This is a genomic window from Janthinobacterium foliorum (assembly GCF_978021625.1).
Genome location: NZ_CDXDQE010000021.1, coordinates 21,267 through 34,272 on the forward strand (window position 1 = coordinate 21,267; position 13,006 = coordinate 34,272).

General features: G+C 66.4%; 6 protein-coding genes. 3 read left to right on the forward strand and 3 right to left on the reverse strand.

Going from position 1 to position 13,006, the window contains the following annotated elements:
- Positions 1-62 precede the first annotated feature (62 nt).
- Positions 63-275, reverse strand: a complete 213-nt coding sequence (locus ACZ92H_RS28330) for a hypothetical protein (RefSeq protein ID WP_465051845.1) — start codon at positions 273-275, stop codon at positions 63-65.
- A gap of 236 nt (positions 276-511) precedes the next feature.
- Here ACZ92H_RS28330 and ACZ92H_RS28335 point away from each other — a divergent pair, with 236 nt between their 5' ends.
- Complete coding sequence (locus ACZ92H_RS28335; RefSeq protein WP_465051846.1) at positions 512-1,033, forward strand: thioredoxin family protein; 522 nt, start codon at positions 512-514, stop codon at positions 1,031-1,033.
- Positions 1,034-1,048: 15 nt separating this feature from the next.
- Here ACZ92H_RS28335 and ACZ92H_RS28340 read toward each other — a convergent pair whose 3' ends face one another.
- Complete coding sequence (locus ACZ92H_RS28340; protein WP_131379003.1) at positions 1,049-1,546, reverse strand: Lrp/AsnC family transcriptional regulator; 498 nt, start codon at positions 1,544-1,546, stop codon at positions 1,049-1,051.
- Between the two features lie 152 nt (positions 1,547-1,698).
- Here ACZ92H_RS28340 and ACZ92H_RS28345 point away from each other — a divergent pair, with 152 nt between their 5' ends.
- Positions 1,699-3,738 (forward strand): aminotransferase class V-fold PLP-dependent enzyme, encoded by a 2,040-nt coding sequence (locus ACZ92H_RS28345; protein WP_465051847.1) that lies wholly within the window; start codon positions 1,699-1,701, stop codon positions 3,736-3,738.
- 401 nt (positions 3,739-4,139) lie between these two features.
- Complete coding sequence (locus tag ACZ92H_RS28350; RefSeq protein ID WP_465051857.1) at positions 4,140-12,767, forward strand: glycoside hydrolase family 94 protein; 8,628 nt, start codon at positions 4,140-4,142, stop codon at positions 12,765-12,767.
- Here the strand turns inward: ACZ92H_RS28350 and ACZ92H_RS28355 are convergent.
- Positions 12,753-12,989: a hypothetical protein gene (locus ACZ92H_RS28355; protein ID WP_131379001.1), complete on the reverse strand. Its 237-nt coding sequence runs from the start codon at positions 12,987-12,989 to the stop codon at positions 12,753-12,755. The two genes, ACZ92H_RS28350 and ACZ92H_RS28355, sit on opposite strands and share 15 nt — an antisense overlap.
- Between the last annotated feature and the right edge of the window lie 17 nt (positions 12,990-13,006).

Genomic DNA, 13,006 nt, shown 5'->3' on the forward strand with positions numbered 1-13,006 from the left:
AGACGCGTTGCTCTGTAAAGCCAGCCATTATCCCATGCGTGCCGTTTCGCTGCCGACGAGCATCAATCTGCCCGGTATCGATCCTCCGCGCAGACGGCTTGCAAGCCGGGCCGCTCCAGCAGTTCCTCGACGGCCCCGGTCGCGGCGGCGCCGGGCATGCTGCCGGCGCGGGCGTGGATGTCGTTGAGCACCCGCGCCGTCTCCTTGCCCGTGGCGCATGCCATGAGTTCGCTCAGGCGGCGGTCGGAAAAATGCTCATATGGCAAGGCCAGCACGGGGACATGCGCCGCGTCGGGAATGCCGTCCGGGAAGGCGCCGCGCAGCGCTCCACAGGGGCTGGGACAGGGTGTCTTGGATGCTCAATGCATGCTACAGATCTTGCTTATGCGTTTTTCGTATAAGTACAGGGGAAATAAATTGTAGATATTTCTTACAAGCAGGCATATTCTACGTGGTCATGCCTGCTGGCTTCTGTTCAGCTGGCCTCACGATCTTTTCACAGGAGCTCCGCATGCGCGTTTCCGCCCTTTCCACCATTCTTGCCGGTATGCTGCTGGCCGGCGCCGCCGTTGCCGCCGCACCAGCTCCGCTGGCCGCATCCGCAGCCACCGTCGCCACGCCGCACTTGCCGTACAACGCGGCGGCCGATGCCAAGGCCGACGTGGCCCATGCGCTGGCCGAGGCCAAGGCGGCCCGCATGCCCGTGCTGCTGATCTTTGGCGCCAACTGGTGCGAGGATTGCCGCGCGCTCGACAAGGCCTTGAAGGAGGGCAAGAACGCGGAATTGATGCAGCAGCAATTCAAGGTCGTCAAGGTCGATGTGGGGAATTTTGACCATAACCTCGACGTGGCGCACGCCTATGGCAATCCCTTGAAGAAGGGCATCCCTGCCGCCGTGCTGGTATCGAGCGAGAATAACCAGGTGCTGTACGCCACCAAGGGCGGCGAACTGGCGAATGCGCGCCGCATGAGCGAAAGCGGCATCTATGACTTCTTCAAGCAGGCGGCCAGCGTCAAGGCGCCTGCCCTGTAATCGTTGCCTCAGGTGTCATGTCGGCAATCCATGGGCGATCAATTCCAGCGGCAATTCCGTGCTGCACTTGATTTGCTCCATGGAAAAGGCCGATGACACGCCCGTCAGCTGTACCGCCTTGATGAGTTTTTTATAGAAGGTGTCATAGCCCTTGATGTCGGTGGTGACGACTTTCAGCAGATAGTCGATGTCGCCGCTCATGCGGTGAAATTCCTGCACTTCCGGCAGGACGATGACGGCGGCGGCAAAGCGGCGCAGCCATTTTTCATCGTGCTGGCCCGTGCGCACGCTGACGAACACGGTCACGGGCAAGCCTACCTTTTGCCGGTTGACGATGGCCACGCGGCTTTCGATATACCCCTCTTCCTCCAGCCGTTTCACGCGTTTCCAGCACGGCGTGCTGGACAAGCCTATTTTCTCGCTGAGGGCGGCGATCGACAGGGTGCCATCCTGCTGCAGCGCGGCCAGGATGGCGCAGTCGAATTTGTCGAGCGCGACGTTGGAAGAGTTCATTTTGTCATTTCCTGTTTTGTAGCATGAATATGCTACATGGTACCTGCTTTGCAGCATTTTTTGGCATATCTTCACGGGCGCATGCCAGTAGACTGTGCATATGTTCCAGCCGCCAGCGCTGCCCCTTTTTATAGAATGCCCAGACTGCCATCATGAAAGAAATCTACCTCGACAGCAATGCCACCACCTGCGTGCTGCCCGCCGCCGTTGCCGCCGCCCGGCAGGCGATGGAACAGGGCTTTGGCAACCCCAGCAGCACCCACGCGACGGGATTGCAGGCCAAGGCCATGATGGATGGCGTGCGCCAGCGGGCACGCCGCCTGCTGGGCACGGGCGAGGGACGCCTGATGTTCAACAGCGGCGCCACCGAGGGCATCCAGACGGCCGTCCTGTCGGCCCTGTGCGCGCTGCGCGAACGGCGCGACGCGGGCCAGCGCATCGGCAGCCTGCTGCTGTATGGCGCCACCGAGCACAAGGCCGTGCCGGAAAGCCTGGCGCACTGGAACCGCCTGCTGGGCCTGAACCTGGACGTGCGCAAGCTGCCCGTCGATGCGCAGGGGCGCCACGACCTGCAGGCCCTGGGCGCGCTGATCGGCGACGCGGCCATGCTGTGCACGATGGCGGCGAACAATGAAACGGGCGTCATCAGCGATTTGTCCGCCATCGCGCAGCTGCTGCGGGAGCGGGGCGCGGACGCCTACTGGATGGTCGACTGCGTGCAGGCGCTGGGCAAGCTGACACTGCATCTGGCCGCCACGCGCATCGATTACGCGCCATTTTCCGGCCACAAACTGTACGCGCCCAAGGGCATCGGCATGCTGTACGTGCGCGCCGGCGCGCCATTCACGCCGCTGATGACGGGCGGCGGCCAGGAGGCGGGCCTGCGCTCGGGCACGGAAAACATGGCCGGCATCGCCGCCCTGGGCGCCGTGCTGGCCGCGCTGGAAGATGGCGCGACGTTCCGCAGCCACGCGGAACTGGGCGATTTCCGCGCGCAGCTGGTGGCCAGCCTGGAACGCGCGTTTCCCGGCATCGTGTTCAACATGCCGTTCGACTTGTCCCTGCCCACCACGCTCAACTTTTCCGTGCCCGGCCTGTCCTCGAAAGAGCTGCTCGACCTGTTCGACGCGGCGCGCGTGCGCGTCAGCTCGGGCAGCGCCTGCTCCGCGGCCAAGGCCCTGCCCAGCTACGTGCTGGAAGCCATGCACGTGCCGGCATGGCGCGCCAGCTCCGCCATCCGCCTGTCGTTCGGCCCCCTGATCGATGCGGCGACCATCGCCGCTGCCTGCGCGCGCATCGAGCGCTGCGGCGAAGCGCTGCGCAGCAGCTGTTTGCTGCCATCGGCGCTGGCGCCGTCGCCGCAGGACGGCGCGCAGGACGGCATAATCCAGCTGAGCGTCGACGGCCAGAATACCTGGCTGCTCAGCGACGCGGCCAGCGCCAGTTGCGTCGTCATCGATCCGGCCGCCGCGCTGGTGCCGCGCCTGGCCGCCTTCATCCGTTGCCAGCACCTGGCCGTGCGCGCCATCGTGCACACGGCGCCGCCCGCGGACAACGGCGCGGCGCGCCTGGCGCTGCTGCAGGAACTGGCCATCGAGCAGGTGGCCGATCTCGCTGCCGATGGCGAGCTGGCCCTGGGCCAGCAGCGCCTGCGCCGCGTCGATGGCGGCGAGGCCCGCGTGTATCTGCTGGACCGGCGTTTCGCCTTCACGGGCACCCTGGCGCCGCAGGCCATCGCTTCCTTGCAGGATGCGGGCCTGGTGACGCCGGATACGGTGCTGTGCGCGGCAGTGGACGACAACCGCATCTGCGACACCGTGCGCGCCGTGCAGGGTGGCGTGGCGCCCGCCGCCGAATTGCAGCTCGATGCGGCCGGCTTGCCGGCCTTCCTGCGCCAGCATCCCGACGCCATCCTCGTCGACGTGCGCGAGGCGTACGAGCACGCCGCTTGCACCGGCAGCGTGTTCGAAGGCTGTGAGGTACGCAGCGTGCCGTTGAGCCGCCTGGCAGCGCAGGTCGGCGCCTGGCTGCAGCAGCCGCAGCGTCCGCTGGTCTTCTTTTGCCGCAGCGGCAACCGCAGCGCGCGCGCCGCCGCCTGTCTGCGCCGCCTGGGCCACGTGGCCGCCTGGCAGCTGAACGGCGGCATGGCGATGGCGGAAGCCACGCACCATCCGCTGGCCATCGCCGCCTGAGATCGCTTGAAGTTTCCTGATTGAAATTTTGCACCGTGCCACGCTTGGCGCGGTGCCTGTGGCTGTTTTCTCCTATACATTTCCTGTTGGCATTTTTCTTCCGCCCACCCCGCTGATTTCTTCGCCGACACGCTCCTAAAACGCCGGGTATGTACGCTAGCGCACGGTCTTGCGCGCACCGCGCCCCTACGATGAAGTTCAGAAAATCTCCCCATATCCTGAGATTCGTCGCAACGCTCCGGCGCTTCGCTTTCCGTCTTCGTCCGATCGTGTTCTTGCTGACTGGGCCCGCGTGACGGTGGCCGCTGGCTGCCTGCGTGCACCTAGCGAGGCCCAAGTTGAAAGAGTACACAGCAGTCGTCACGCAACAGATCAAGGAACAGATCTCCAAGGTCAAGGAAATCTTCCGCGACCATTCCCTTGCCCCCGATACGTTCGACGCCGCGCGCGACGATGCCTTGCCCTTGCGCTCGGAATTGTTCAGCGCCATGCAGATGGCCGCCCACGGCAAGCACGTGGCGGCCGGCCATGCGGTGGGACGGCATCATGGCCGCGACCGCCTGTTGGCGCGCCTGGCCGACAACGCCGCCCTGATCACGGCCACCGTCAATGAACTGACGGCCACCGTGAAAAGCGGGCGGCAGGTCACACCCGCCTCGGAATGGCTGCTGGATAATTTTTACCTGATCGAGGAGCAGATCCGCACCACGCGGCGCCACCTGCCGAAGAACTACAGCAAGGAATTGCCGCGCCTGACCTCCGGCACGGACGCAGGCTGCCCGCGCGTGTATAAAATCGCGCTGGAAATCATCTCGCACGGCGATGGCCGGGTCGACCTGGAAAACCTGTGCCACTTCGTCGAGGCCTACCAGGACGTGGCGACCTTGACCCTGGGCGAGCTGTGGGCCGTGCCCATCATGCTGCGCCTGGCCCTGATCGAGAACCTGCGCCGCGTGGCCGTGCGCGTGGCGGACGACCGCATGCAGCGCGACCTGGCCAATACCTGGGCCGACCAGATGACGGACATCGCCGAGCGCAATCCCAGCGGCTTGATCCTGCTGGTGGCCGACATGGCGCGCTCGAATCCGCCGGTCACCAGCGCCTTCGTGGCGGAACTGTCGCGCCGCCTGCAGGGGCAAAGCCCGTCGCTCACCCTGGCCCTGTCGTGGCTGACGCACAAACTGGCCGAATCGGGCCTCACCATCGAACAGCAGATCCAGTCCGAGATCGGGCAGCAGGCGGCCGACCAGGTGTCGATCGCCAACAGCATCGGCAGCCTGCGCTTTCTCGGCACCATGGACTGGCAGGAATTCGTCGAGACCATGAGCGTGGTCGAGCAAACCTTGCGCCTCGACCCGGCCGGCACGTATGGCTTGATGGATTTCGCCACGCGCGACAGCTACCGCCACGCCATCGAGCGCATCGCCAAGCGCAGCGCGCGCAGCGAAGTGGAAGTGGCCGAGATGGTGGTGCAGCTGGCGCACACGCATGGCAACGGCAACGATGCGCGCCGCGGCCACATCGGCTTTTACCTGGTCGGGCGGGGCGTGCTGGTGCTGGAAAAGCAGGCCGGCGCCAGGCTGCCCTTCGTCGAGGCGCTGCAGCAGACGGCGCGCGCCGCGCCGCTGGCCGTCTACCTGGGCGCGATAGCGTTCCTCACGCTGGCCGCCAGCGCGCTGCTGCTCGAACGCGCCGTGCGCCATGGCGTGCAGGGCTGGCCCTTGGTGGCGCTGGGCGTGCTGGCGCTGCTGGGCAGCAGCCAGCTGTCCGTCGCCGTGGTGAACTGGCTGGCCACCCTGATGACGTCGCCGCACCCGCTGCCGCGCTTGGATTACCAGGGCGGCATTCCATCGGACGCGCGCGGCATCGTGGTGGTGCCGACCCTGATCTACAGCCGGGACAACGTGGCAGCCCTGTGCGAGGCGCTGGAGGTGCGTTATCTCGCCAACCGCGATCCGAACCTGCGTTTCTGCCTGCTGACGGACTTTGTCGACGCGGAAGCGCAAACCCTGCCCGGCGATGATGGCTTGCTGCGCCAGGCGCAGGAAACCATCCGCGGCCTGAATGACAAATACCGCGTGGAAGGCGTCGAGTTCAAGGAAAACGGCGACCCGGCCGAACGCGAAGAGCTGGGCCATGTGGGACCGTTCCTGCTGCTGCACCGGCCGCGCCTGTGGAATTCGCAGCAGAATGCGTGGATGGGGCAAGAGCGCAAGCGGGGCAAATTGTCCGACCTGAATGCCTTCCTGCGCGGCGGCGCGCGCGACAAATTCTCGCTCGTGGAAGGCGAGTTGCGCGGCCTGCGCACCATCAAGTACGTGATCACGCTCGACACCGATACGCTGCTGCCGCGCGACGCGGCGCGCGAATTCATCGCCACCATGATGCACCCGCTGAACCGCCCCGTGCTGGACGCGGCCGGCACGCGCGTGGTGGCCGGCTACGGCATCCTGCAGCCGCGCGTGGCCGTCGCGCTGCCCAGCGCGAACGCCTCGCGCTACGAGCTGCTGTGCGGCGGCGAACCCGGCATCGACCCGTACACGCGCACCGTCTCAGACCTGTACCAGGACGTGTTTTATGAGGGCTCCTTCATTGGCAAGGGCATCTATGACCTCGACATGTTCGAGCGCGTGCTGGGCCAGCGCCTGCCAGACAATAAAATCCTCAGCCACGACCTGCTGGAAGGCTGCTACCTGCGCGCCGGGCTGCTCAGCGACTCGGAACTGTACGAGGAATACCCGGCCCGCTACGACGCCGACGTGAGCCGCCGCCAGCGCTGGATACGCGGCGACTGGCAGCTGGTCGGCTGGCTGCTGGGCAGGGTGCCGGGCCGCGCCGGCAAGCGCGAACGCAATCCCCTGTCGATGCTGTCGCGCTGGAAGCTGTTCGACAATCTGCGCCGCAGCGTCGTGGCGCCCGCCACCACCTTGTCGCTGCTGCTGGTGTGGGGCTTCCTGCCGCACGTGGCCTTCTGGAGCGCAGCGGTGCTGGCCATCATCTTCCTGCCGCCCGTGTTCTCGGCCCTGTACGACCTGCTGCGCAAGCCGCGCGACACCCTGTGGCGCCAGCACCTGGCCGCGTTCGAGCGGCGCTGCGGCGTGCAGTTCTCGCATGCCATGCTGACCCTCGTCTTCCTGCCGTATGAAGCCTGGATCAGCCTGGACGCCATCGTGCGCACCCTGTGGCGCCTGGGCGTGTCGCACAAGCATCTGCTCGACTGGCGCGCCTCCAATCTGCACACGTCTTCCGGCTCGCAGGCCGATAGCTGGCGCGCCATGTGGTGCTCGCCCGCGCTGGCGCTGGCCACCTTCGGCGCCTTGCTGGCCTGGCGCCCCGAAGCCTTGCCCGCCGCCGCCGTGGTGCTGCTGCTGTGGCTAGCCGCTCCCGCCATCGCCTGGTGGATCAGCCGTCCGATCGAGCGGGCCGTGGCGCGCCTGTCGGCCGAGCAGGGACGTTTCCTGCACGGCGTGGCGCGCAAGACCTGGGCGTATTTCGATACCTTCGTCGGCCCCGATGACCACTGGCTGCCGCCCGATAACATGCAGGAGCATCCGAACCTGGTGGTGGCGCACCGCACCTCGCCGACGAATATCGGCCTGGCCTTGCTGGCCAACGTGACGGCCTATGATTTCGGTTATATCACCATGGGCCAGCTGATCGAGCGCAGCCGCGCCACCCTGCACACCATGGGCGAGCTGGAACGCTTCCAGGGCCACTTCTACAACTGGTACGACACGCAGACCCTCAAGGCGCTGCAGCCGATGTACATTTCGACGGTCGACAGCGGCAACCTGGCGGGCCATTTGCTGACCTTGCAGCCGGGCCTGGTGGAATTGTATGACGCGCCCATCATCGGCATGCAGGTGGTGCAGGGCATCCGCACGACGGCGCAGGTCCTGCAGGAATTCATCGCCGCCGAAGGCGAAGGCAAGGCCATGCGCGAAAGCATGGCCCTGCTGCAGGCGGCGGCAACGCCCGCCACCCTGGCCGAATGGCATGCCTATCTGAACGGCGTGAATGGCGCCGCCGATGCGCTGCTGTCGCTGACCTTGCAAAGCGAGGATGGCGAGCTGTCGATGTGGACGGGCGCCCTGGCGCGCCAGTGCCGCGCGGCGCTGGCGGAATTGCTGCAACTGGCGCCATGGGCGGCGCAGGTGGGCATCGATGCGGCGTGGCTGCAGGTGCCGACGCTGCGCGCGCTGGCCAATCTGGAAATCACCGACGGCACGCCGGCCGAGCTGGCGGCGCTGCTGGCGCAAGGCCGCGAACAGGCGGGCCGCCACATGCGCGATATCGCCCATGCGGCGGGCCAGGCGCGCGATTTTGCGCAGATCGAGTATGCGTTCCTGTACAACCCGTCGACCAAGCTGCTGGCCATCGGCTACAACGTCAGCGAACGGCGCCTCGACCCCAGCTACTACGATTTGCTCGCTTCCGAAGTGCGCCTGGCCAGCTTCATCGCCATCGCCCAGGGCCAGCTGCCGCAGGAGCACTGGTTCGCCCTGGGCCGCCAGCTGTGCATGGTGGCGGGCCAGCCCGTGCTGCTGTCGTGGAGCGGCTCGATGTTCGAGTACCTGATGCCGCTGCTGGTGATGCCGAACTATCCGAATACCCTGCTTGACCAGACGTATCACTCCGTCATCGAGGCGCAGATCGATTACGGCCGCCAGCGCGACGTGCCGTGGGGGATTTCCGAATCCGGCTACAACACTGTCGACGCCAGCTTGAACTATCAGTACCGCGCCTTCGGCGTGCCGGGGCTGGGCTTGAAACGGGGCCTGGCCGACGACCTGGTGGTGGCGCCGTACGCCAGCATGATGGGCCTGATGGTGCAGCCGGAAGCGTCGTGCCAGAACCTGCAGCGCATGCAGGCGGCCGGCTACATGGGCCGCTACGGCTTCTTCGAGGCCGTCGATTTCACCACCGCGCGCCTGCCGCGCGGCCAGACCAGCGCCGTCATCCGCTCCTTCATGGTGCACCACCAGGGCATGGGTTTCCTGGCCCTCAGCTACCTGTTGCACGACCGCCCGATGCAGCGCCGTTTCGAGTCCGATCCGCTGTTGCAGTCGGCCTTGCTGGTGCTGCAGGAACGCACGCCGCAGGCGGGCGCGTTTTACTCGAACACGGCCGAACTGGCAGTGCTGCGCAGCGGCGCGCCGGAGCAGGCCATGCCGATGCGCATCCTCACGCAGGCCAACAGCGCCGTGCCGGAAACGCAGCTGCTGTCGAACGGCCGTTACCACGTCATGGTGAGCAATGCGGGCGGCAGCTACAGCCGCTGGAAAGACTTGTCCGTGACGCGTTGGCGCGAGGACAGTACGCGCGACAACTGGGGCAATTTCTGCTACCTGCGCGACCTCGACGACGGTGCCGTCTGGTCCACCACCTACCAGCCGACCCTGGCCGAACCGAAGAAATATGAAGTGATCTTTTCCGAGGGACGCGCCGAGTTCCGCCGCGCCGACCATGGCCTGGATCTGTACACGGAAATCGTCGTCTCGCCCGAGGACGACATCGAGATTCGCCGCACGCGCATCAGCAATAATTCGAACCGCCAGCGGCGCATCGAGATCACCAGCTTTGCCGAAGTGGTGATGGCGCCGGCGGCGGCCGACGCGGCCCATCCCGCTTTCAGCAAGCTGTTCGTGCAGACGGAAATCCTGGCGCAGGAAAATGCGATTTTATGTACGCGCCGGCCCCGCTCGAAGGACGAGCAGATGCCGTGGCTGCTGCACGTGATGACGGTGCATGACGTGGAACGCTACGAGGTGTCGTTCGAGACGGACCGCGCGCGCTTCATCGGCCGTGGCAACACGGCGCAGCTGCCGCAGGCGCTGCAGGACAGCGGCCCGCTGGGCGGCGGCCACGGTTCCGTACTCGACCCCATCGTGGCGATCCGCTACGTCATCACCTTGGAACCCGACCAGGCCGTCACGGTCGACAGCGTCACCGGCATGGCGGAACAGCGCGACGCCGCCCTGCACCTGATCGACAAATACCAGGACCGCCACCTGGCCGACCGCGTCTTCGAACTGGCCTGGACGCACAGCCAGGTGGTGCTGCGCCAGCTCAACGCCAGCGAGGCCGATGCGCAGCTGTATGCGCGCCTGGCCAATGCCGTGATCTACCCGAATGCGGCCCTGCGCGCCGAAGCCAGCATCCTGATCAAGAACCAGCGGGGCCAGTCCGGCCTGTGGGCCTATGCCATCTCGGGCGACCTGCCCATCGTGCTGCTGCAGATCCGCGACGCGTCCAACATCGAACTGGCGCGCCAGATGGTGCAGGCGCATGCCTACTGGCGCCTGAAAGGCCTGGTGGTGGACCTGGTGATCTGGTACGAGGAACAGTCGGGCTACCGCCAGCTGCTGCACGACCAGATCATGGGCCTGATCGCCTCGGGCATCGACGCGCAGGCGATCGACCGTCCGGGCGGCATCTTCGTGCGCCTGGCCGAGCAGATCGCCAACGAAGACCGCATCCTGCTGCAATCGGTGGCGCGCGCCATCATCAGCGACTTGCGCGGCACCCTGGCCGAGCAGGTCAAGCGCCCGCCGAGCCCCGTGCTGCGCATGCCGCCGCTGCTGCAGGACCCGGCGCGCGAACATGGCGGCGTGCCGCACCGGGCGCCACAGCGCGAGCTGATCCTGGAAAATGGCCTGGGCGGCTTCACGCCCGACGGACGCGAATACGTGATCACCACGAGCGCAGGAAAACAGACGCCGGCGCCCTGGTCGAACGTGCTGGCCAATGCGCAATTCGGCAGCGTGGTGTCCGAAGGCGGGCAAGCGTATACGTGGAGCGAGAATGCGCATGAATTCCGCCTCACGCCGTGGCAGAACGACCCGGTCTCCGACTTGTCCGGCGAAGCGTTCTATGTGCGCGACGAACAGAGCGGCCAGTTCTGGTCGCCCTCGTCCTTGCCGGCGCGTGGCAGCGGCGACTACGTCACGCGCCACGGCTTCGGCTACAGCGTGTTCGAGCACAGCGAAGGGGGCATCGCCACCGAATTGTGCACCTATGTGGCGCTCGATGCGGCCGTCAAATACTCGGTGATCAAGGTGCGCAATGACAGCGGCGTGCCGCGCCGCCTGTCCGTCACGGGCTATGTGGAATGGGTGATGGCCGACCTGCGCGCCAAGTCCGGCATGCACGTGGCCACCGAGGTCGACACGATCAGCGGCGCGCTGTTTGCGCGCAATAACTACAACACGGAGTTTTCGGGGCGCGTCGGCTTTTTCAATACGGATGCCAGCATCCGTTCCATCACTTGCGACCGCAATGAATTCATCGGCCGCAATGGCAGCCTGGCGCAGCCGGCCGCCTTGCGCCGGGTGCGATTGTCCGGCAAGGCGGGCACGGGACTGGATCCGTGCGCGGCGATCCAGGTGCCATTCGAACTGCAGCCGGGGCAGGAGCGCGACATCGTCTTCATCCTCGGCGTGGGCGGGCGCCGCAATGCCGACGCCAGTACCATGGTGCAGCGCCATGCGGGCAAGGAAGCGGCGCGCGCCACCCTGGAAAAAGTGCGCGCGCACTGGGAGACTACCCTGGGCGCCGTGCGCATCGAGACGCCCGATCCGTCGCTGGACGTGATCGCCAACGGCTGGCTGATGTACCAGACCATCGCCTGCCGCCTGTGGGCGCGCAGCGGCTATTACCAGTCGGGCGGCGCCTACGGTTTCCGCGACCAGCTGCAGGACGCGATGGCCATGATCCACACGGCGCCGCAGCTGCTGCGCGGCCATTTGCTGCTGTGCGCGGCGCACCAGTTTGTTGAAGGCGACGTGCAGCACTGGTGGCATCCGCCGTCGGACCGGGGCGTGCGCACGCATTGCTCCGACGACTACTTGTGGCTGCCGCTGGCCGCCTGCCGCTACGTGATCGCCACGGGCGACGTCAATGTGCTGTCGGAAGTGGCGCCCTTCATCGAGGGGCGCGCCGTCAAGCCGGAAGAGGATTCCTACTATGACTTGCCGGTGCGTTCGGGCGAATCGGCCGACCTGTACGAACACTGCGTGCGCGCCATCCGCCATGGCTTGCGCCTGGGCGTGCATGGCTTGCCGCTGATGGGGTCCTGCGACTGGAACGACGGCATGGACAAGGTGGGCGAGCATGGCAAGGGCGAGAGCGTGTGGCTGGCCTTCTTCCTGTATGAAGTGCTGCAGCGCTTTGCCGAAGTGGCCGTGCTGCGCGGCGACGCGGCGTTCGCCCAGTTCTGCCGCGACGCAGCGGCGAAACTGGCGGCCAATGTCGAGGAGCATGCGTGGGACGGCGAGTGGTACCGGCGCGCATATTTCGACGACGGCACGCCATTGGGATCACACACGAACGAGGAATGCCAGATCGATTCGATTTCGCAAAGCTGGGGCGTGCTGTCGGGCGCCGCCAACAAGGAGCGGGTGGCGGGCGCCATGCGCCAGGTCGATGCGCGCCTGGTGCGGCGTGACTCGGGCGTGATCCAGCTGCTCGATCCGCCGTTCGACAAGTCCAGCCTGAATCCCGGCTACATCCGCGGCTACGTGCCGGGCGTGCGCGAGAATGGCGGCCAGTACACGCATGCGGCCATCTGGACGGCGATGGCGTTTGCGCGCATGGGCGAGAGCGACAAGGCGTGGGAGCTGCTGCGCATGATCAACCCCGTGCGTCATGGTGCCGATGCGCAGGCGGTGGAGCGCTACAAGGTCGAGCCGTACGTGGTGACGGCCGACGTGTATGCCGTGGCGCCGCACGTGGGCCGCGGCGGCTGGAGCTGGTACACGGGGTCGTCGGGCTGGCTGTACCGGCTGATCGTCGAATCGCTGCTGGGTCTCACGCGCGAGGCGAACGTGCTGCGCGTGGCGCCGAACATGCCGGCCGAATGGCGCACCTTCAAGCTGCATTACCGCTTCGGCGCCAGCAGCTATGCCATCACGGTGGAGCAGGCACAGGGACGCGCAGCGGGCCTGTCGCTCGATGGCGTGGCGCAGGCTGGCGACAGCATCGCCCTGCGCGACGATGGCCGCGAGCATGCGGTGTTACTGCTGGTGTAAGTCTGTCGCCGGGTCTTGCCACGCGTCGTGTTCGGGGCGGCGGCGGCCCGCCAGCAGGATCAGGCCCGCACCGAACAGCAGCAGGTCGCGCGTGCGCACTTCGGGCGCCGCTTGCAGCACGGCTGGCGGCACCTGACGCCTTGCCGGTGCCGCCGTGGCGGCGGGGAGCTGGCTGGCGCACACGGCCAGGCACAGCGCCGCCATTTTTTCTTTGAACTGCATACATCCCTTAAAAAAGC

Bases quoted from the DNA above. Each gene is read 5' to 3' on its own strand.
- ACZ92H_RS28335 (WP_465051846.1), top strand. From the start codon at position 512: ATGCGCGTTTCCGCCCTTTCCACCATTCTTGCCGGTATGCTGCTGGCC.
- ACZ92H_RS28340 (WP_131379003.1), bottom strand. From the start codon at position 1,546: ATGAACTCTTCCAACGTCGCGCTCGACAAATTCGACTGCGCCATCCTG.
- ACZ92H_RS28345 (WP_465051847.1), top strand. From the start codon at position 1,699: ATGAAAGAAATCTACCTCGACAGCAATGCCACCACCTGCGTGCTGCCC.
- ACZ92H_RS28355 (WP_131379001.1), bottom strand. From the start codon at position 12,989: ATGCAGTTCAAAGAAAAAATGGCGGCGCTGTGCCTGGCCGTGTGCGCC.